The organism is Aliidiomarina shirensis, from assembly GCF_003987345.1.
GTDB classification, from domain to species: domain Bacteria; phylum Pseudomonadota; class Gammaproteobacteria; order Enterobacterales; family Alteromonadaceae; genus Aliidiomarina; species Aliidiomarina shirensis.
Window position 1 is genome coordinate 842,270 of the sequence record NZ_PIPP01000001.1, and the last position, 19,678, is coordinate 861,947.

General features: G+C 45.7%; 17 protein-coding genes. 9 read left to right on the forward strand and 8 right to left on the reverse strand.

Annotation, left to right across the window (positions count from 1 at the left end; genetic code table 11):
* Positions 1 to 33 precede the first annotated feature (33 nt).
* Together CWE13_RS03955 and fabB are read right to left on the reverse strand one after the other, a co-directional pair.
* Positions 34 to 1,173 (reverse strand): 4-phosphoerythronate dehydrogenase, encoded by a 1,140-nt coding sequence (locus CWE13_RS03955; RefSeq protein WP_198677879.1) that lies wholly within the window; start codon positions 1,171 to 1,173, stop codon positions 34 to 36.
* A 148-nt stretch (positions 1,174 to 1,321) separates the two neighbouring features.
* A complete protein-coding gene (fabB, locus tag CWE13_RS03960) occupies positions 1,322 to 2,533 on the reverse strand; it encodes a beta-ketoacyl-ACP synthase I (protein WP_126806082.1) in 1,212 nt (403 codons plus the stop codon).
* Positions 2,534 to 2,640: 107 nt separating this feature from the next.
* Between fabB and mnmC the strand changes: the two genes are divergently transcribed.
* Positions 2,641 to 4,599 carry a bifunctional tRNA (5-methylaminomethyl-2-thiouridine)(34)-methyltransferase MnmC2/FAD-dependent 5-carboxymethylaminomethyl-2-thiouridine(34) oxidoreductase MnmC1 gene (mnmC, locus tag CWE13_RS03965; protein ID WP_126806084.1) on the forward strand — a complete coding sequence of 653 codons (1,959 nt, stop codon included), beginning with the start codon at positions 2,641 to 2,643 and terminating at the stop codon, positions 4,597 to 4,599.
* On the opposite strand, the gene CWE13_RS03970 is transcribed toward mnmC, so the two are convergent.
* Positions 4,596 to 4,868 (reverse strand): YfcL family protein, encoded by a 273-nt coding sequence (locus CWE13_RS03970; RefSeq protein WP_126806086.1) that lies wholly within the window; start codon positions 4,866 to 4,868, stop codon positions 4,596 to 4,598. The genes mnmC and CWE13_RS03970 overlap by 4 nt on opposite strands.
* Before the next feature lie 258 nt (positions 4,869 to 5,126).
* On the opposite strand from CWE13_RS03970, the gene fldB reads away from it, so the two are divergent.
* Positions 5,127 to 5,672, forward strand: a complete 546-nt coding sequence (fldB, locus tag CWE13_RS03975; protein ID WP_126806087.1) for a flavodoxin FldB — start codon at positions 5,127 to 5,129, stop codon at positions 5,670 to 5,672.
* Between the two features lie 24 nt (positions 5,673 to 5,696).
* Here the strand turns inward: fldB and CWE13_RS03980 are convergent, their stop codons facing one another.
* Together CWE13_RS03980 and CWE13_RS03985 are read right to left on the reverse strand one after the other, a co-directional pair.
* Positions 5,697 to 6,218: an HIT domain-containing protein gene (locus tag CWE13_RS03980; RefSeq protein ID WP_126806089.1), complete on the reverse strand. Its 522-nt coding sequence runs from the start codon at positions 6,216 to 6,218 to the stop codon at positions 5,697 to 5,699.
* Positions 6,219 to 6,222: 4 nt separating this feature from the next.
* Positions 6,223 to 7,935, reverse strand: coding sequence for a M28 family metallopeptidase (locus CWE13_RS03985; RefSeq protein ID WP_126806091.1), 1,713 nt, complete (start codon positions 7,933 to 7,935; stop codon positions 6,223 to 6,225).
* A gap of 271 nt (positions 7,936 to 8,206) precedes the next feature.
* On the opposite strand from CWE13_RS03985, the gene CWE13_RS03990 reads away from it, so the two are divergent.
* Both CWE13_RS03990 and CWE13_RS03995 read left to right on the forward strand, forming a co-directional pair.
* The gene (locus tag CWE13_RS03990; protein ID WP_126806093.1) at positions 8,207 to 10,477 is read left to right on the forward strand and encodes a TonB-dependent receptor; all 2,271 of its coding nucleotides are present in this window, start codon (positions 8,207 to 8,209) and stop codon (positions 10,475 to 10,477) included.
* A gap of 185 nt (positions 10,478 to 10,662) precedes the next feature.
* Positions 10,663 to 11,061 carry an acyl-CoA thioesterase gene (locus tag CWE13_RS03995; protein ID WP_126806094.1) on the forward strand — a complete coding sequence of 133 codons (399 nt, stop codon included), beginning with the start codon at positions 10,663 to 10,665 and terminating at the stop codon, positions 11,059 to 11,061.
* An 85-nt stretch (positions 11,062 to 11,146) separates the two neighbouring features.
* Here CWE13_RS03995 and CWE13_RS04000 read toward each other — a convergent pair whose 3' ends face one another.
* Together CWE13_RS04000 and cysS are read right to left on the reverse strand one after the other, a co-directional pair.
* On the reverse strand, positions 11,147 to 12,685 hold the full coding sequence (locus CWE13_RS04000; RefSeq protein ID WP_126806096.1) for a M17 family metallopeptidase: 1,539 nt from the start codon (positions 12,683 to 12,685) through the stop codon (positions 11,147 to 11,149).
* Positions 12,686 to 12,752: 67 nt separating this feature from the next.
* Complete coding sequence (cysS, locus tag CWE13_RS04005; RefSeq protein WP_126806098.1) at positions 12,753 to 14,135, reverse strand: cysteine--tRNA ligase; 1,383 nt, start codon at positions 14,133 to 14,135, stop codon at positions 12,753 to 12,755.
* A 173-nt stretch (positions 14,136 to 14,308) separates the two neighbouring features.
* Here cysS and CWE13_RS04010 point away from each other — a divergent pair, with 173 nt between their 5' ends.
* From CWE13_RS04010 to lpxH, 3 genes are all read left to right on the forward strand, one after another.
* The gene (locus CWE13_RS04010; RefSeq protein ID WP_126806100.1) at positions 14,309 to 15,100 is read left to right on the forward strand and encodes an LOG family protein; all 792 of its coding nucleotides are present in this window, start codon (positions 14,309 to 14,311) and stop codon (positions 15,098 to 15,100) included.
* A 77-nt stretch (positions 15,101 to 15,177) separates the two neighbouring features.
* Positions 15,178 to 15,675: a peptidylprolyl isomerase gene (locus CWE13_RS04015; protein WP_126806101.1), complete on the forward strand. Its 498-nt coding sequence runs from the start codon at positions 15,178 to 15,180 to the stop codon at positions 15,673 to 15,675.
* Positions 15,676 to 15,682: 7 nt separating this feature from the next.
* Positions 15,683 to 16,420 (forward strand): UDP-2,3-diacylglucosamine diphosphatase, encoded by a 738-nt coding sequence (lpxH, locus tag CWE13_RS04020; RefSeq protein WP_126806103.1) that lies wholly within the window; start codon positions 15,683 to 15,685, stop codon positions 16,418 to 16,420.
* 57 nt (positions 16,421 to 16,477) lie between these two features.
* Here the strand turns inward: lpxH and miaE are convergent, their stop codons facing one another.
* The gene (gene miaE, locus CWE13_RS04025) at positions 16,478 to 17,275 is read right to left on the reverse strand and encodes a tRNA isopentenyl-2-thiomethyl-A-37 hydroxylase MiaE (protein WP_198677880.1); all 798 of its coding nucleotides are present in this window, start codon (positions 17,273 to 17,275) and stop codon (positions 16,478 to 16,480) included.
* Positions 17,276 to 17,423: 148 nt separating this feature from the next.
* Here miaE and CWE13_RS04030 point away from each other — a divergent pair, with 148 nt between their 5' ends.
* The gene (locus CWE13_RS04030) at positions 17,424 to 18,023 is read left to right on the forward strand and encodes a Yip1 family protein (RefSeq protein WP_126806104.1); all 600 of its coding nucleotides are present in this window, start codon (positions 17,424 to 17,426) and stop codon (positions 18,021 to 18,023) included.
* A 187-nt stretch (positions 18,024 to 18,210) separates the two neighbouring features.
* A complete protein-coding gene (locus tag CWE13_RS04035) occupies positions 18,211 to 19,530 on the forward strand; it encodes a dicarboxylate/amino acid:cation symporter (RefSeq protein ID WP_126806106.1) in 1,320 nt (439 codons plus the stop codon).
* Positions 19,531 to 19,678: the final 148 nt, after the last annotated feature.

The following is a 19,678-nucleotide window of genomic DNA, read 5'->3' on the forward strand; positions in this document are numbered from 1 at the left end:
GCCGTGCGCTTTCAACGCGAAAACGTAGTTATTCTACGCTGCTCGAATACTAAAACCCAGTGCTTCCAGCTGTTTCTGTTGCTTTCCTGAGCAGTTAGGAGAACAAACCAGTATTTGGCTCCATAACTCACGCCGTAACGCATATTCTTTACGTAATTTATCAAAGCCTAGTGCGGTAAGTCCATTTTGTCGAAAGCTACTATCGTCCTGAACTACCGGGTACACTTTCTGCACCCATTGCCCAATGTCAGCCTCGGTATAATCGCTCGCCACATAAATTTCCTCATCGCAAAATCCCGGTAGCACATTCCGTTCCGGTAGTATCGGTGTTGCGAAACCAAAATGCGCATGCAACTGCGTATATAATCGATAAGTGCCGCGTATTTTCCCTTCAATGCTGTGCCCTGCAATATGCGGTGTTGCTATATCTACGAGCGCCACCAATTCAGTTAATACATCGGGTTCGCCCTCCCAAACATCAAGAACAACATAGATGTCGTCTTGAGTTTGCAAGCGCTGATAAAGGGCTTGATTATCCACAACGGCACCGCGGCTAGCATTTACGAGTAACGTGCCGGGTTTTAGCCGATTAATTCGCTCAGCGTCGAGTAAATGCCAGGTTGTATATTCACCATGCTTCTGCATCGGTACATGCAACGATATCAAATCAAACTGATGCAGTTGCTGCCAATCACTGAACTCGACATCAGCGCCAGCTTCTTGTTTTATGGGATCAATATAGGCTACTTCCATACCAAGCGCTGACAAACGTGCGCCCACTTCACTTCCCGTATTTCCAGCCCCTACAATTAATGCTCGTTTCCCCTGCAGTGTAAGCTGATGTTCATGAGCAACCGCAAAAGCAGCACTTAAAACATACTCCCCCACAGCTACAGCATTACAACCAGCCGCGTTCGCAAACGTTATATTTCGTGCCGCGAGCGCACTTAAATCAACGTGATCGGTACCTATGGTAGCTGTGCCCACAAATTTTAACTTTGGTGCTTGGGAAAGAATTGCTTCGCTAATTTGGGTAACAGAACGAATCAACAATATTTCCGCTTCCGCAAGCAACTCTGAAGGTAATTCTCGCCCCTCAAAAAAATGCAGCTCACCGTATTCGGAGAGCAGCTCTTGTGCTGCAGGTAGGTTCTTGTCGATTAAAAAATTCATTCTTTGTTCCTTTTGCCAAAAGCCTAATCTGAGCGCGCTAAATGCTGTGAACATTATGCCGATTATAACGAATATGGGAAATCACGCTGAAGTAAAACAAAAAAGCCGCTCCTTGCGGAACGGCTTCTAAACAAAAAACGAAGTTTACTTACTGGTATTTGCGGAACACTAACGACGCGTTTGTGCCACCAAAACCAAAGCTATTCGACATCACAACATTTAGATTTTTTGGCGTTGGTTCACGAACAATATTCATGCCAACCGCTTTTTCATCAAGTTCTTCAATATTGATTGAAGGTGTTACAAAGCTCTCTTTCATCATTAATAATGAGTAGATCGCTTCATGTACACCGGCAGCACCCAAACTGTGCCCTGTCATTGCTTTAGTAGCACTGATTAGCGGCGTGTTATCGGCAAACACTTCACGAATCGCTTCAAGCTCTTTCACGTCGCCCACTGGTGTGCTGGTTCCATGAGTATTTAAGTAATCAATTGGCGCATCTAGATCTTGCATGGCCATCTTCATACAACGCACCGCACCTTCACCTGAAGGAGCAACCATATCGAAGCCATCTGATGTAGCTCCGTAACCTACAATTTCACCATAAATGGTGGCGCCGCGCGCTAAAGCGGTTTCAAGTTCTTCAATCACCAGCATGCCACCGCCACCTGAAGGCACGAAACCATCGCGGTTGGCATCATAAGTGCGAGAAGCTTTCTCTGGCGTATCGTTATATTTGGTACTTAATGCACCCATGGCATCGAATTCCATGCCAAGTGTCCAATGCAATTCTTCACCACCGCCGGCAAACACACGATCTTGTTTACCTAATTGAATGAGCTCTAAAGCATGGCCAATACAATGGGCACTGGTAGCGCATGCTGAGCTAATAGAATAGTTCACACCTTTGATTTTCATCGGTGTTGCCAAACATGCTGAAGTAGTAGACGCCATACAGCGCGGAACCATATATGGCCCTACACGTTTAACACCCTTTTCGCGAAGCGTATCGGCAGCCGCTACTTGGTGCTCACCTGACGCACCACCTGAGCCAACCACCAAACCTGTACGTTCGTTTGAAACTTCAGCTTCGGTAAGGCCCGCATCAGCAATTGCTTGCTCGAGTGCAATATAAGCATAAGCAGCAGCATCACCCATAAAGCGATAGGCTTTACGATCGATATGCTCACTAACATTAATTTTTAAATCACCCCAAACTTGGCAACGCAAACCCATTTCTGCAAATGGCTCGGAACGAGTGATGCCTGAACGACCCTCTTTTAACGAAGCCAATACTTCCTGCTGGTTGTTACCAATGCTTGATACAATTCCGATTCCGGTTACGACTGCTCGTCTCATTGAATCTATCCTATTAATAAATTTCCGGTATCATACCTTGTCCCGACGAAAACGAAAATGCACTCTTTAAGTGGTCTGCTGACTAACATTCCCGAACAAGGCTAAATATGACATCTGCTAACGCTAATCCATCGTTGCATTATGCCGATATCCACTTCGACCAACAAGGTACTCCTGAATCTAGGTTGTTCGATGATATCTACTTTTCCCGCAAAGATGGTGTAGCTGAAAGCAATTACGTATTTATTCATCATAACGATCTAACCACACGTTTCTCGCAACTTGCGGATCATGAACAATTTTTAATTGCTGAAACAGGTTTCGGCAGCGGCCTAAACTTTCTTTTGGCGGCCGATTTATTTCTTCGCACAGCGCCGAAAAACGCGCATCTTTATTTTGTGAGCTTTGAAAAGTATCCACTGAAATACGCGGATTTAGCAAAAATACTCAGTTATTGGCCACAATTTCAAATGCTAAGCGAGCTGTTGCTTCGCCAATACCCACCGTTATTACCGGGTTTACAGCGCTTGCATTTACACCCACAAATTACACTCGACCTATATTTCGCAGATGTTAATGAAGCACTACCTGAATGGGTAGAACGCCATAAACGCACAGTGCATGCTTGGTTCTTAGATGGGTTCGCACCTCAAAAAAACCCGCAGATGTGGCAGCCCGAGCTTTTTCAAGCTATTTCGGTCAGTATGGCGAATCAGGCAACACTTGCAACCTTCAGCGCTACCGGCGATGTGCGACGAGGCCTTATTCGCGCAGGATTACACATCAAAAAAGCTCCCGGATTCGGCAAAAAAAGGGAAATGCTGTATGGCACCATTTACAAACTGGGGCTGCCAAAGAATCTACCTGCAGAATCCATAGCCATTATCGGTGACGGTATAGCAGCCGCCTCATTAGCGTATGCGTTGAAAAATTCAGTGAAAGATATTACCGTTTTTTCAGCAGCTTCGGGCCCTGCAGCTGGCGCTTCTGGAAACCCGCAGGGCGCCGTATACCCTTTGCTGCAAGCACAGTGGACGCCTACCGCAGATTTTTTTAGCCACGCTCATGAATATGCGCGCCAGTTATATCGCAGCGCAGCACCTAGCTGCTGGCACGAAACCGGTGTACAGCAACTCAGTAAAACAGCGGCCCAACACATTAAAATTCGTAGCATCAGAGCTCGAGCGCTTTACCCGAGCGATATTTGGTTACCGCAAACACGAGCGCAAGCATCGCAAAGTGCCAGTTTAGAACTCCCTTCAGCTTCGCTTTTGCTACCCAAGGCCGGTTGGGTGCCAGCGAAAACCTTAGTATCTGAGCTTTTTGAACAGGTACGAAAGCACCGCATGGCTTTGGGGCGCAAGTTCGAACAAAAATTCAATTGCCCGATAACCAGCATTCAAGAAGTGGGCTATACACAAAATGGCGTAGCCGGAAAACCGTGGGCTTTATTAACCGAGAACAATAAATACCAAGCCGATCAGGTTATCATCGCCGGAGGTGAACGTAGCGCTTCATTATTACCACAAGCGTTAGTACCTATTCGCCCGGTTCGCGGGCAGATAACTCAGCTTTCGATACCAAAGGACCATCCGCTAAATAAATTAACACAAGTGCTTTGCCACAATGGTTACATTACGCCCGCAACCGAAGGCACCTGCTGTATTGGCGCCACGTTCGATAAAAGCCGCCATGAGGCCATTTTTGATGCGCAAGATGACAAGCAAAATTTAAATCAGCTAGAAAAAGATTTTGGCTTTGCACTTCCGAAGCAATGGATCGCCAACAGCAGAGCGAGCGTACGAGCAACAACCCCAGATCATTTGCCTTTAGCTGGGCGAGCACCTCGGTTCGCCAATGAGAATTTAGATGAATGGCCAAATCTTTGGATTCTGAGCGGCCTCGGCGCTAGAGGTTTAACGAGTGCACCTCTAGCGGCAGAGCTCATAGCGGCCCAAGTAGAAGCATTGCCGTTACCGGCAACGGCGCGGATTGTAGATGCACTGAAACCTATTCGCTTCGCTGAGCGAGCAGCAATTCGCAAACAATCGATATGGGTAGATTAACTAGCGGCAATCAAACGTTCCAGCATGTTCTGAACGTGTTGTTGGTCTTGCGGGTTTAACTCATCTTTGGTTTTCTTTAATGCGGCGCGCAACTCTTCCCATAACAACTCGGGTGATTCTTCACCGCGTAATTCAAGCTGCGCCACAACGAGGTCAAAATGCCCACGTAAATAACCACTGGCGAACAGCTCGTTATCATCACCATTTACAACCGCTTCATCAAATACCGCTTCGAGTGAGTCAGCTAAGGTAGTTAATTCGTTCGCCATAATGTCCTCATTCCATAGCCAGCTTCAATGTGCCGACAACTTAGATAAATTCAACTGCGCTTCTCGCCGTTATCTGAAACAAACCTCTGTACCCCGAAAAGCGCGGCAATTGTAGCTGATCTTAGCAACCCACTCCAGCGTAGCTTAGGGTTAATTGTTGCTTGCTTAATGAGTTCACGAGCGCTATCTGCTATGATCTTGCGGAATCGAAGCTCCATCTTAAAGTTCATTACTACGTGTTGTTTATAAAGGTACCCCATGAGTGATTTTCGCATTGGCTTATTTTATGGTTCTACCACTTGCTATACAGAAATAGCCGCAGAGAAAATGCGCGACATTATCGGTGCTGATATCCTCGAACTAAACAATATTAAAGATATTCCCCTGAAAAATGCAGAACAATACGACTTTCTTATTTTTGGCCTATCCACTTGGGATTTTGGCGAAATTCAGGAAGATTGGGAAAGCCATTGGGATGAAATCGCTGATTTAAATCTTAGCAATAAAACAATTGCCCTTTTTGGCATGGGCGATCAGCAGGGTTATGGTGAGTGGTTTCAAGATGCCCTCGGCATGTTGCACGATGCTATTGCGGAAATCGATGCGAACAGAACAATCAATCGTATCGGTTTTTGGCCAAATCAAGGCTATGAATTCGTTGCATCAAAAGCGCTTACCGAAGATGAAAGCCAGTTTGTTGGCTTAGCACTTGATGAAGATTCACAATACGAGTTTTCGGACGAACGAATTCAAAATTGGTGCATGCAAGTTCTCGAAGAAATTGCACAAAGTATTGAAGCCTAAAACTGAAAAAGCCTAAACTAAGGTTTAGGCTTCGAAATCGGATTCATCAATAATAAATTCATCAAAATCGGAGGGCGGCGGTTGGTAGGTTGCCAAGCGTTTTTCCACCAATCCGATGCGTTTAGCCGCATCCTCTACTGAATAATGTTTTGCTGGTAGTTTACCCCAAACTGGCGCAGGCCAGCACGCATCATATTGATTGCGCACTATGTGGTGGATATGCAGCTGAGAAACCATATTTCCAAGCGCCCCAATGTTCAGTTTTTCACCGTTAAATTCTTCCATGATCATCTGCCCAAACCAGCTCGATTCATGTAAAAAGCTCGCCTGATCAGGTATCGATAGTTGATAAATTTCCCGTAAACTTGGCCGCTTCGGCACCAGAATAAACCACGGGTATTGCCGATCGTTCATCATGAGCACTTGGCACAAAGGCAAGCTACCCACATTGAAACAATCGTTCTCTAACTGTTTATGTAAAACAAAGATGCCGGAAGAATTCCCGGCATCTTTGGATGTATCCTCTACAGGAGCATCTTTTGGCATTCAACTAATCTCGAACAGAAGAATCGGCTGCAAAAATCTTACCAAAGTAACTCTCAGGTAACCAGTACGGTGCTTCATCAGCATTTGCGATTTCCATACCAATTTGGAAGTTAATATCGGTAAAAAGTGCACCGAAATCATAGCGAATTCCGCCATATTGTTCCGTGAGGGTTTTCAAATCATCGCCCGGGCGGTGATAGTTCTCAGCAAAGAAACGGCCCCAAACTTCGCCACCATCTTCATCTTCGTCTTGCGAAGTAAAGCCGGTCATTAAGAACACCGCAGGAATACCTTGGCGTACTAATGTGTAATGATCTGAGCGCGTAAAAATAGCTTGCTCAGGCATTGGATCCGGGCTGAGTGCGATATCATGTTTACCCGCAGCGCGCGCTACAATTTCGCCTAAGTTCGAATGATCTGCACCAAAAGCAACGATATCGGCAAACGGATACAATAACACGGGCATATCAAGGTTTACGTTCGCTACGATACTTTCAATTGGCACCGTAGGGTTGTGGGCGAAATAATCCGCACCTAAAAGCCCTTTCTCTTCAGCTGTCACCGCAGCAAAAAGTATGGAGCGACGTGGCGGGTTTCCTGCTGCCGCTTGTTCAGCATACATACGCGCAGTTTCAAGCATAACCGCAACACCAGCAGCGTTATCAAGAGCGCCATTATTAATTTTTGAGGACGTTGTGAAATCACGAGCCAAACCAATATGATCGGAGTGTGCCGTATAGATAACGTACTCGTTTTTCAGCTCAGGATCTGAACCTTCAATCATTCCAATTACATTCGGGCTATCGATTTCTTCGAAAATTGATTCACGGCTCATGTGGGCAGTTGCATTTAATGCAAACGATGGCGGCCGCTCACCCGCTTCTAAGGCTGCGAAAACATCTTCTAGTGTATATTCTGCTCCGGCGAACATAGGCTCTGCAGCTCGGTAATCAACATAGGCGCTACCTTTTAGCTGATTATCTTCACCGTGGGCGTTGCCATCTTTATCTAACCAACGCATACGCGGGCCAGCACCAAATAAAACAGCACGTTCAAAAGGCCGAACGGCTTCGCGCTCTGGCGTATGTAATGTGATAAAACCTACGGCGCCACGTTCTACCGCTTGCTTTTGTTTCTGCGCGCCCAAGTGCGCTGCTTCTTCACTAGGTAGCCCTTGCGTTCCGCCACTTACAGCAATTACGATTTTGTTCTCTACATCAACACCTTCGTAATCATTAATACCGAACGTTTCCGATACCAAACCGTACCCAACAAACACGAGGCCAGCAGAAACTTCTGATAGTTCTTCAGCTGTATTTGCGCCGGTTGTGAAGTGCTTCCGATACTGTAACTCGTGAGTTCCACTCTCGGTATCTACGGTAAACGTTGGTTCGTTGTCACTAAGGCGAGCGCTGCGGAATGAAACGCGCTGGTAATAACCGTCAGTACCGGCTTCTTGCAGGCCCATTACCTGAAATTGCGCGGCAATATAATGTGAACTAATTTCATGGCCACGAGAGCCGGTATCGCGCCCTTCTAACAAATCACTGGCAAGAAATTCTAAATGAGCCTGCACCGAGCGTGGGTTGGCGGCTGGCGCTGCAACTTCTAACTCAGCTTCTGGCTGCGGCGAACAAGCGGCTAGTAAGGCAGCTGCAACAAAAACACCAATAACTCCCTTGGATTTAGAGGCGTTACTAAAAAAATGCTTCTTCATAATTGCTTCCATTATTCTTGTATTTATTGTGGCTTGCACCGTTCAACTTTGGCGCAACGCATGCGGGCTCTACGAATGAAATTTCGCTACCCTACACTTTAAGCCAGAACGCTAACTTAAGTAACCCAAAGTTAACATGATCATCTCAGTTTATCTGCTTCTTATCGCAGCAATGAGAAAAACGGTTGTTTCTTTCGTGAAGATTATGTAATGTTATATTATCACATAAAAGATAACCAACTACGTAAAACCAAATCACGGGTGAATTAAGATGTTCAAAAAAGCACCATTAGCATTGGCCATTGCTGCATTGCTCAGCCCACAAATCGCAAGTGCACAAGATACCGAAGAAAATGAATCTCGCGCAACAGCGCAACGTGAGCGTGCCTCTGAACGCAGCACTGAACAGAGTTTCGAGCGTATTATTGTTACCGCATCCGCTTTACAAAGAACAGCTCTAGAGAGTGCCCAACCCGTTCACGTGCTCTATGGTGATGCACTCCGGGCCAATGAAGCCGCAACGCTTGGGGAAACTTTGCGTGGTCTGCCTGGCGTGCAAGCAACCTACTATAGCCCGACAGCGAGTAGCCCCATTATTCGTGGTCTTGATGGGCCACGAGTGAAAGTTGTGCAAAACGGTTTAGATGTAGCGGATATTTCTCGTGGAGGCCCCGACCATGCGGTGTCTACTGAAGCCACAACTGCGCAGCAAATTGAAGTTTTACGTGGCCCTTCAACTCTATTATTTGGAAGTGGCGCCAGCGGTGGTGTGGTGAATGTTGTTGATAATCGGGTTCCACGGCAGCCAATTGATGGCCTAGAAGGTTCTTATGGGGTTCGTTATAACAACGTTTCCGACCAGCGCAGCGGCAGCTTCGATCTAAATGCAGGCCGAGGCGCTTTTGCCTTACATCTTGATGGCTTTTACCGCAAAGCCAACGATACTCGGGTTCCAGAATTCCATACGCCTGACGACCATCATGAAGATAAGATTGAAAATAGTTTTACCGATGATAAAGGCGCTACTGTAGGCGCAAGTTATTTCTTTAACGACGGCTTCGCTGGAATCTCCTTCGGCCGCTTAGAACGTGATTATGGTATTCCAGGACATTCCCACGGTGATGATGAACATGATGAACATGGCCATGATGATCATGCTGATGATGCTCACGACGAGCACGGTGATGATGGTGTGTTCGCCCGGATGAAACAAGATCGAATTCAGTTTATTAGCGGCATTAACAACCCATTCGCTGGCTTTGAGAGCATTGATTTTAACGTAGGATATACCGAATTAAATCATCAAGAAATTGAAGGCGCTTTTGTTGAAACCGGTTTTGATTTAGAGCAAACCGAATTGCGTATTATTGCTCGCCACAACCCTATTGCAGGATGGCGTGGTGCAATCGGCACGCAAGTTTCGCAACAAGAATATAGCTCTTTTGGCTCAGAAGCTTATACCCCGGCAACCGATACAGACACCGCAGGTGTTTTCTGGATAGCAGAGCGTGCCTTTGGTGATATTACGTGGGAACTCGGCGCTCGCGTTGAACAAGTAGAGCTCGATAGCGAGAACTTTAACACGTTGGATTACACGCCGTTGAGCGCGTCTACCGGCATGAATTGGCAGGTGAGCGAAGGCCTGAAATTATCGACAAGTGTAAGCTACAGCGAGCGCGCACCGAGTGCGAATGAACTATTTGCGAATGGCGCACACTTTGCAACGCGCACCTTTGAAGTGGGTGGTGTGTATCAAATTCACCATCTCGATGAACATGGTGAGCACGATACCGATGGACATGGTCATGACGACCACGCCGACCATGGTCATGATGAGTATGCCTACGAGTTAGAACTTGCTGATTTTGCATTAGCAAAAGAACGTTCCATGAATATCGATTTTGGTATGCATTTTGAGGGCGACAAATGGCACCTCGATGCCAATTTGTTTCTTAATAAAATTCATGACTTCATCTATTTAAATAACATGGGCTTTGCAAGTGAATTATTAGATGCCGATCTTTTCCACAGTGAGCACGATGATCACGGTCATGAAGATGAGCACGATCATGAACACGACTTTGGCGAATTACCGGTTTACCAACACGCTCAACAAAGTGCGGAATTATACGGTTACGAGTTATCGGGCCGCTATGTATTCAATCAAACTTGGAGCTTAAATGGTTTCTCTGATTATACTCGCGCGGTGTTTAGCAGTGGCGGAAACGTTCCACGTATTCCTGCTCAACGCTTTGGCCTGAGCGGCACTTTTACGCAAGAAAATTGGGATGCAACTATAGGTTACACCTACTATTTTGCGCAGAACCGAACTGCTGTGAATGAAGATGCAACCGATAGTTTCGGTTTAGTAAACCTACAACTGAATTACTACCCTGGTTACTTTGGTGGCCAAGACGTTGCAATTTACCTCAAAGCTGAAAACCTAACCAATGAGCTAGGGTACGCCCACAGCTCGTTTATTAAAAACTATGCGCCGCTTCCGGGCCGTGGTTTCAGCCTTGGTATTCGTGCCAGTTTTTAGAACATCGATGAACTGAAAGTTGCAGTTCTCTATTTGTCGAAGGGCCATTTCTGCTGAAATGGCCCTTTTTTAATTCTGGTGCTACTCGATTCACGCAATCGTTCCTTTGCTTTAGATGTTATTGCAGCCTTAAGCTATACTCCCCAATGAATTGATACCGCCCATGAGAACTTTAAGGAGAGCCAATGCGCTTTTTATCTCGACGCTTAGTTATGCCAAACGATTTAAACTTTGCAGGTTCACTTTTCGGAGGCCGAATTCTCGAGTGGATCGATGAAGAAGCCTATATTTATGCCAGCTGCCAGCTCGATCAGAAAAGCCTTGTCACCAAACACATGGGTGCTATTACTTTTGAAGCTTCGGCGTTTCAAGGCGATGTTGTTGAATTTGGCTTAGAAACCAAGCACGTGGGCCGCTCCTCATTAACGGTAAGCTGTGTTGTTAGAAACAAGGGCACGAAACAAAATATTTGTGTAGCTGATGATATTGTTTTTGTGCATATCGATGGTGTTTCACGTAAACCTCAAGCTCACGGAAAAACAAAAGAAGAGCTCGATTTACTCACAATTGAACCACCCGCATAAAGCTTGGCGTACAAAAACAACAGGGCAGGATGCTTTTCAGCACCCTGCCCTGAGTTATTCGCAACTATTTTTTCTAACGCAATATTTAACGCGCTAAAAATTTTCCAGCAAATGCCAACACTGGGGTTGCCGTCGGTTTGCCATGCTGCCAATCCCCACCTTCAACGCCACTGCCGGCGATATCAATATGAATATATGGCAATGGCTTATCGCTATTGTTGCCATGTTCATGCAAAAGCGCCACTTCATTCAAAAACGCCATTGGGAACTGGTGGCCACGTTTAGTAGTGGCCGATGGACCATTATTCGATGAAAGCAAATCATCGGCTTTGGTGCGCCCACGCACAAAATCATAATCTTCCCGGCGGCTGGGTGATAATTCTGCCGGATCCGCCCAAGTTTCACTTGCTGCAAGCAGATCATTAACAAGGCCAGTTTTCATCGCAGGCCCATTGGGCACAAACGCCGAATAAGGGCCTTTAGCTAAGGCCGCATGCCCGGTTAAAGTAGCTACAGTATACAAACTCGGGTTTACCTCATTAGCCGCCAATTCAGTAAGATGCGCCAAGCAATCGGCCATTACTAAACGGCCCTCGGCATCGGTGTTACCAATTCGCACGCGCTTACCTGAACGCCCGGTAATGATCTCATCGGCTACAAACGCCAAGGCGTCAATGTTATTCCGCACTGCCGCAAGTTCTGCAATAACTTTTAGCCCTTGTGGTTTAACACCCGCTACTGCTTTAACGAAACCAGCAACACCAGCGGCACCGCCTTTATCGCGGCTCATTCCCGCCATATGGCCACCAGTTTTCACATCGGCTCCACCGGTATCGTAAGTTATTCCTTTACCCACGATCATGAGCGTTTCATCAACATTACCTTCTGGTGTGTATTCCAAACGAATAACACAAGGGCGCTGACTCGTTCCAAATGAGGCACGCCCCACAGCAGCTAAGAGTGGATACTCATGCTCTAGCTGTGGCTTATCATCAATAATCTGCACTTTAACCGAGGTGCTAGCAAAGGCTTGCTGACAATACTCAGCAAACTTCATAGGTGACATACGCTCTGGCTCAGTGCCACAAAGATCCCGTGCAACACGGCGCCCCTCTTCTACGGCCTGAAGCCACGAGGCGCTCTGTGAAGTTTCGGCAATAAGCGTAACCGCAGAAATAGGCTCCACGTTTTCACCGAAGTGCTCGCGCGCTTCGAGAGGCTCATATAAACCTTGGCAAAAACCAAACCAAGCGGCTTCTACTGCTTTTTCATAGGTTGTATTTTTTGGAATCTCTGGTAACCAAAGAACCGGTGCTATTGCGCCGGTATCACGAACGATTAACGCGGCATTTCGTGCTGCATCGAAAAAGCGGCGAACATCATCATAGTCACGGTCAAGTGGCCCCGTAGGCACCACCACCAAACGTTGCGCTGGCGCAGCCGAACAACGTAACACTGACGTTTTATTCACAACTTGAGCATCTACTTGTTGCGCAGTGTGCACAGTTTCTGCAAATGGTGCAGGGATTGTTGCTAAATCATGGCTAAGTACTACGAGAGCATCGCACCCTGAATCAGGTAACTCTTGAATCGAAGACACTATCGTTAATTTTGGTGTTGCCATACTTATAAATTCCTCATTTTTGCGTTGATTGCTCTGCAAATACATACCTAGAGATACGCTTTACTATCTATTGACGGCGCCACAATGTGCCTTCAGCAGTATCTTCAAGAACAATTCCAAGCGCCTGTAACTTATCGCGCGCTGCATCTGCGCCAGCCCAATCTTTAGCTTGGCGTGCGGCATTACGTTGTTCGATTAGCGCTTCAATTTGTGCAACTTCTGAATCATTTTCGGAGCCTTTCAAAAACTCATCCGGTTGCTGCTGCAGAATACCTAAAATGGCACCATATTCTTGCAACAGGAAAACAAGCTCAGCTGCTAATGATTTGTTCTCGTTGCGTTGGCGATTTACTTCTCGCGTAATTTCAAAAATCACCGACATCGCTTCTGGCACATTAAAATCATCATTTAATGCGTCCCGAATACGCGCTTCATAACCTTCTCTTACGGATTCCGAAGCCGTTTCAGGTTGAATACCTCGCATTGCGGTATAAATACGTTCCAAGCTAGCATGCGCTTGTTCTAGATGCGCTTCAGAATAATTAAGCTGACTCCGATAATGGCCCGAAAGCAAAAAGAAACGAACCGTTTCAGCTGCGTAACTCGCCAAAACATCACGAATAGTGAAGAAGTTACCCAGTGATTTAGACATTTTTTCTTGGTTAACTTGCACCATTCCGGTATGCATCCAGTAATTCACATACGGGGTATCATGCGCACAGCAGGATTGCGCAATCTCGTTCTCGTGATGCGGGAACATTAAATCTGAACCACCACCGTGGATATCGAAATGCTTGCCAAGATGTTTACCATTCATTGCCGAACATTCAATATGCCAACCTGGGCGGCCTGGCCCCCAAGGTGATTCCCAACTTGGTTCGTCTGCTTTCGCATGTTTCCAAAGCACAAAGTCCATTTGATCTTGCTTACCTTCCGTTACCGCTACCCGTGCGCCAGCTTGCAGCTGTTCTAGATTTTGCCCACTTAAACGGCCATATTCCGGAAAGCTCGACACGTCAAACAAAACATCACCTGAACTGGCAACATACGCATGCTTCTTCTCAATAAGCTGCGCCACCAAATCAATAATTTCTTGCATGTGAGTAGTAACGCGCGGTTCAATATCTGGTTCTACAAGATTCAAAGCGCGGAAATCTTCATGCATATAACCTAAAAAACGTTCAGTGATAGAATCAATACTTTCGTTGTTCTCGGCGGCACGGCGAATGATTTTATCGTCAACATCAGTAACATTTCGAACGAAGGTAACCTGATAACCAAGGTAGCGTAAGTACCGCACGATCACATCGAATGCTACATAGGTGCGAGCATGCCCAATATGGCATAAATCATAAATAGTAACGCCACACACATAGAGCTTCACTTCACCCGTTTGAATTGGTTTAAATTCTTCTTTAGTTTGGGTTAAGGAATTATAAAGCTTTAGCATTATTTTAAATTCTCGCTGTGATTCTTACGTTACGGTAGATTGGAAAAGGCTTATACTACCAGCATCAGGCCTTAGTTTCAGCATAGAATTCAGCATAGAATTCAGCATAGAATTCAGCATAGAATTCAGCATAGAACGTAATCCAGAATCATGTCGTTTGAAAGGATAGTTTCATGGCAAAGAATGCATTTAATCGAGTAAACGAGCAAAACGAACCCGACCTCACCATTAGTGAGCAAGCGCAGCAAAAGGAAATGCAGCGTGCTGAACACTTGGCCACAGAGTGGATGCTGGCGGAAGAAACATTCAACGGCGAAGATGTTCTGCATACTATTTCAATTTTCGGTAGTGCCCGAATTCCTGCCCCCGAATCTTGTGCCCAAAAAAACCCGTGCGAATCCATGTCGCCCTACTACCAGCAAGCTCGCGAACTCTCGTTTCAAATTGGCGAGTACATCGAGCGCAATGGGCTTACACAAACACGATTAATTACCGGTGGCGGCCCTGGCATCATGGAAGCAAGCAGCCGCGGAGCTCATGAAGCGGGCCATTCAAGTATCGGGCTAAATATTGCGTTACCGCATGAACAACGGTTAAATCCATTTATAGCGGCAAAGCACAGCATTAATTTCCAATATTTTGCGTTACGAAAAATGCATTTTTTGAAACGCGCAAAAGCCCTAATCGTGTTCCCCGGTGGCTTCGGCACACTCGATGAACTCTTCGAAACACTAACGCTTATCCAAACCGGAAAAATGCCACGTATTCCCGTTTTTCTATATGGTGAAAAGTTCTGGAATGGCCTAATTAACCTTGAGTTATTAGCGGAACACCATTTAATCGACGCAGAAGATTTAGCACTCTACCATTTGGTCGATTCAGTTGATGATGCTTGGAAAGAAATTAAGCCTATTCTCCTTTCACTTCATCAAGTAGCTGCCGAATCGACAACGCAAAGTACCTAATGATACCTATTTCCGTTACAATAACGGCGCTTAACATGTTTTAAGCGGCTCATTCACGGATTAAATTGGAATACATTATGAACGTAACTCTTCATACCACCATGGGTGATATTGAAATCACTCTCTTTGCAGATAAAGCACCGGAAACAGTAGCCAATTTTGTTTCTTATGTAGAAGATGGCTTTTATGCAAACACAATCTTTCACCGCGTTATTGATGGCTTCATGATTCAAGGCGGCGGTTTTGAGCCAGGCATGAACCAAAAAGAAGTAAAGGCTCCGATTAAAAACGAAGCGAATAATGGTGTATCGAATAAACGCGGTACCCTTGCAATGGCGCGTACCAATGATCCACATTCTGCAACCGCTCAGTTTTTTATTAACGTGCGCGATAATGATGGCTTAGATTTTACCGGCGAAAACCCATATGGATGGGGCTATTGCGTATTCGGTGAAGTAACCTCGGGGCTTGATGTTGTGGACGCAATTCGTACCGTTAAAACCGGTTCCGCCGGCTTCCATCAAGACGTTCCAGTTGAAGATATTGTTATAACCAAAGCAACTGTGAACAAATAGGTTCTAGATGACTACTCGATTTATTTCTGATTTGCACTTGAGCGCTGAACGGCCTGATATCACAGGTTTGTTCGTGCAGTTTTTGCAAACAGAAGCGCGCCAAAGTGATGCAATATACATTCTTGGTGATTTACTCGAGTATTGGATTGGCGATGATGATGACAATGCATTTCATCGCCAAATTCAAACTGAACTAAAAGCACTCACCGATAGCGGAGTGCCGTGCTATTTCATTCATGGTAACCGCGATTTTCTCATCGGCGAGCAATTTGCCGAACGCACGGGCGTGGAAATATTACCTGAGCCCTCGGTAATTGATTTATACGGGCGACGAACCGTTATATTGCATGGCGATACACTATGTACTGATGATGTCAGCTATCAGCGATTTCGAAAAGTAATTCGTCATCCTTGGTTGCTCGCGGTTGCCAGAAACATGCCACTTTCTTGGCGCCGTTGGCTTGCCATTAAGCTGCGTGATAACAGTTCAGGAAACAAACAACTTACCGCAGAACAGCTGGCGAAATACGATGCGAAAGACCAAGCTATTGTTGCGCTCATGAACGATACCTCTACGGATCTAATGATTCACGGCCATACGCATCAACCCGCCATCCATGCACATAATGTAAAAGGCATCGAGAGCACTCGAATTGTATTGGGTGATTGGTATGAGCAAGGCTCGATTTTAGAAGTAGACGCAAACGGCTTTGAACTCAAAAGCCAGCCTCTCGCTACACCCTAAGCATTAGCAGTTAGTGTTCGCTTACAACGCCAGCCCGAGGCCCCGTTGCAAGCGAGTTCACATAACAGGGCCGCTATGAAAGCGTAATACTTTATCTGGGCTCTCAATAAGTTTCTTTTCAATGCGCAAAAACTCCTGAGTTCGAGCTTGGATATCCTCCCTCGCCACCATTTGTGCCAAGGTTAAATAATCTTCAAAATGGCGAGCCTCTGAGCGCAACAAGGAAACATAAAACCGCGCTATAGATTCCGGCAAGTGGGGAACTAAGGCCGCGAAACGTTCGCACGAACGCGCCTCGATAATTCCGCCAATGATCAATTTATCAACTAGACCGCCAACCTCGGAACCTCGAATGTGCCGCAACATTCCGGCCGCATAGCGTGCTGCCGTTGTCGGCTGTAGTTCAATGTTATTTGCTTCTATGATGCTAAACACCTGATCAAAGTGATGAAGCTCTTCTTTCATCAATAAAACCATTCTATTCAGCAATTCATGCTGCCACGCTTCGCCATTTTCGAGTTGTAACCTCGGTACTTGCTGATTTTTTTTATTATTCTCATGAGTAAGCGCATCATCGCTGTTCAATAAATGCCCCCGATATACTCGAGTTTCATATGGTTCTAACCACTCTAAAATCTGCTTTGATGTTTCATTATCAACAACATAGCGGCGCAACAATAATCCCGCACTTTGTGCCGCTTTCAGCTCACAATGCAGATGATCGGTAAGAAGTAAGGGAAGTTTTTCAGGATCAGCGGCTTGTTCAATCCATTGTTTTGGTGTTTTACACAATAAAAAACTGTGTATTGGATTTAACAAATCCTGATAATTGTTTAATAATTTCACATTCACCACATAACTACTTTATAACAAAAGAATCTGAGCAGCTAATACTCAGAACCTTTCATTCTTGATTTAAACACGAACTCCATACGTATAATGCATTATAACCATTGTGGTTTTTAAAGACATCCGGGGCCGCGGCTTCCAAGGAGAAATAAAAATGATACTAAATCATATCTGGGGTCTCTACGCTCATCCAGTTGAAGAATGGAAAACCATCGATCAACGCCATGAAAGTTTACGATTCTCGTTAACCCATATCTTATTCGTTGCTCTAATTCCATGCCTTGTGGCTTATTATGCATCAGCTCATTTGGGCTGGAGTATAGGCGCGAGAGAAAGTATTTATCTAACCCAAAATAGTGCAATTGCAATGGCGGTTGCTATGTATGTTGGCATCATAGCCGGCGTAATGGCGCTATCGTATTTAATCCATTGGATGGCGAAAACCTTTGGTGCTAAGCCCACTCTCACCCAATCATTAGAATTGGCAGCATATACATCAACTCCTGTTTTAATGTCGGGTGTAGCGGCGTTCTACCCAGAGCTGTGGTTTGTTTCTATGGTTTTCTTAGCGGGTGTTGCGTATTCGGTGTATCTGCTCTATTCAGGCGTGCCAATTTTGATGCACATCCCTGAAGAACGTGGCTTTATTTATGCAAGTTCGGTGGTTACTGCCGGTTTAATCTTAATGGTTGTGCTGATGGCAGGTACTGCTATCGCTTGGACAAATGGATTTTTTCCAACCTTTATTGGTTAACATGCACTAACGGTAACCTATTACAGAGCGGCTCCTACGGAGCAAGTTCAGTAGTAAAAGGGTTTAACTAAGATTTGAGGAGCTGATGCTCCTCTTTTTATTCGTACCATTTACCGTGTCGAGCTTTGGCATTAGATGCTTCTCTGGTAGGCTACACCGAAATAAAAATAACTTTCAGGATATTTCCATGCAACTTAAAAAGATTGGCCTCACCGGTAAAATAGTAATCGGTATGTTTGCCGGTATTTTATTTGGCTTACTCCTCAATACCCTAATCAGCGATGCACCTGATTCTTGGTTGAAACTCGTTGTTGTCGATGGTGTGTTACGTTTAGTTGGCGAATTTTTCATCACCAGCTTAATGATGCTTGTTGTGCCTCTAGTTTTCGTTTCTCTCGTGGTTGGCACCTGCTCCATGAGTGATCCGAGTAAACTCGGCAGAATAGGTGGTAAAGCCTTAATGCTTTACCTAATCACTACCGGCATTGCGATTAGCATCGCGTTAGTTGTCGCCTCTATCGTAAAACCCGGTAGTGGTGGCTCGATGGCTGGCCAAGACGTTACGTTTGAAGCTCAGCAAGCGCCAAGTTTCGTTGATGTGCTTATTGATATGGTGCCACGCAATCCAATAAATGCTCTGGCCGAAGGCAACATGCTGCAAATAATTGTATTTGCCTTATTGTTTGGTATTTCAATGGCATTGGTTGGCAAGCCGGGCGAACGCTTACGCGATTTCTTTGAAGATATTAACACCGTTATAATGAAGCTTGTAATGATACTCATGCAGGTTGCGCCTTACGGTGTATTTGCTCTGCTCGCGCGCACCTTTGCCGATTTAGGGTTAGGCGAACTGCTCGGTGATCTTGCCGTTTACTTCATTACCGTGCTGGTTATTTTGCTAGTACACGGGTTCATTGTGTACCCCGCAATACTGAGTGCCCTCACACGCCTAAATCCAGCTATCTTTATTCGCAAAATGCTTAGCAACCAAATATTTGCCTTTAGTATTTCTAGCAGTAACGCGGCGATTCCAGTTACCTTGCGCACTACCACTAAGCGCCTCGGTGTTGATAATAAAATTGCTTCGTTTACGGTTCCGTTAGGGGCTACCATTAACATGGATGGCACAGCGATCATGCAAGGCGTTGCAACCGTGTTTATCGCCCAGTTATATGGTATCGATTTATCCATGCAGCAATATCTCATGGTTATTCTTACGGCAACGTTAGCGTCCATTGGTACTGCCGGTGTACCCGGTGTTGGTTTGATCATGTTGGCAATGGTACTTCAGCAAGTTGGCTTGCCAGTAGAAGCGATTGGTTTAATTATCGGTGTTGATAGGTTACTGGACATGACGAGAACTGCGGTGAACATTACCGGTGATGCCATGGTAACAACCATAGTTGGTAAATCAGAAGATCAACTCGATATGGATGTGTATAACGACCCGGACGCCGGTCTAAACGCGGATGGCAGTTTACAGGGTGGCGAATCCGATAAAGTCTAGTATTTGCTTAAGAACCCTTTGATCGAGTAGGAGGAGGCCTCACGGCCTCCGTCCTCTCACACCACCGGGCATACGGTTCCGTACCACGGCGGTTCATAGGTTACATTTGAGCCGATGGTAACTGTCCATCAGCGATATCAATCCCAGT

Bases quoted from the DNA above. Each gene is read 5' to 3' on its own strand.
- CWE13_RS03955 (WP_198677879.1), bottom strand. From the start codon at position 1,173: ATGAATTTTTTAATCGACAAGAACCTACCTGCAGCACAAGAGCTGCTC.
- fabB (WP_126806082.1), bottom strand. From the start codon at position 2,533: ATGAGACGAGCAGTCGTAACCGGAATCGGAATTGTATCAAGCATTGGT.
- mnmC (WP_126806084.1), top strand. From the start codon at position 2,641: ATGACATCTGCTAACGCTAATCCATCGTTGCATTATGCCGATATCCAC.
- CWE13_RS03970 (WP_126806086.1), bottom strand. From the start codon at position 4,868: ATGGCGAACGAATTAACTACCTTAGCTGACTCACTCGAAGCGGTATTT.
- fldB (WP_126806087.1), top strand. From the start codon at position 5,127: ATGAGTGATTTTCGCATTGGCTTATTTTATGGTTCTACCACTTGCTAT.
- CWE13_RS03980 (WP_126806089.1), bottom strand. From the start codon at position 6,218: ATGCCAAAAGATGCTCCTGTAGAGGATACATCCAAAGATGCCGGGAAT.
- CWE13_RS03985 (WP_126806091.1), bottom strand. From the start codon at position 7,935: ATGAAGAAGCATTTTTTTAGTAACGCCTCTAAATCCAAGGGAGTTATT.
- CWE13_RS03990 (WP_126806093.1), top strand. From the start codon at position 8,207: ATGTTCAAAAAAGCACCATTAGCATTGGCCATTGCTGCATTGCTCAGC.
- CWE13_RS03995 (WP_126806094.1), top strand. From the start codon at position 10,663: ATGCGCTTTTTATCTCGACGCTTAGTTATGCCAAACGATTTAAACTTT.
- CWE13_RS04000 (WP_126806096.1), bottom strand. From the start codon at position 12,685: ATGGCAACACCAAAATTAACGATAGTGTCTTCGATTCAAGAGTTACCT.
- cysS (WP_126806098.1), bottom strand. From the start codon at position 14,135: ATGCTAAAGCTTTATAATTCCTTAACCCAAACTAAAGAAGAATTTAAA.
- CWE13_RS04010 (WP_126806100.1), top strand. From the start codon at position 14,309: ATGGCAAAGAATGCATTTAATCGAGTAAACGAGCAAAACGAACCCGAC.
- CWE13_RS04015 (WP_126806101.1), top strand. From the start codon at position 15,178: ATGAACGTAACTCTTCATACCACCATGGGTGATATTGAAATCACTCTC.
- lpxH (WP_126806103.1), top strand. From the start codon at position 15,683: ATGACTACTCGATTTATTTCTGATTTGCACTTGAGCGCTGAACGGCCT.
- CWE13_RS04030 (WP_126806104.1), top strand. From the start codon at position 17,424: ATGATACTAAATCATATCTGGGGTCTCTACGCTCATCCAGTTGAAGAA.
- CWE13_RS04035 (WP_126806106.1), top strand. From the start codon at position 18,211: ATGCAACTTAAAAAGATTGGCCTCACCGGTAAAATAGTAATCGGTATG.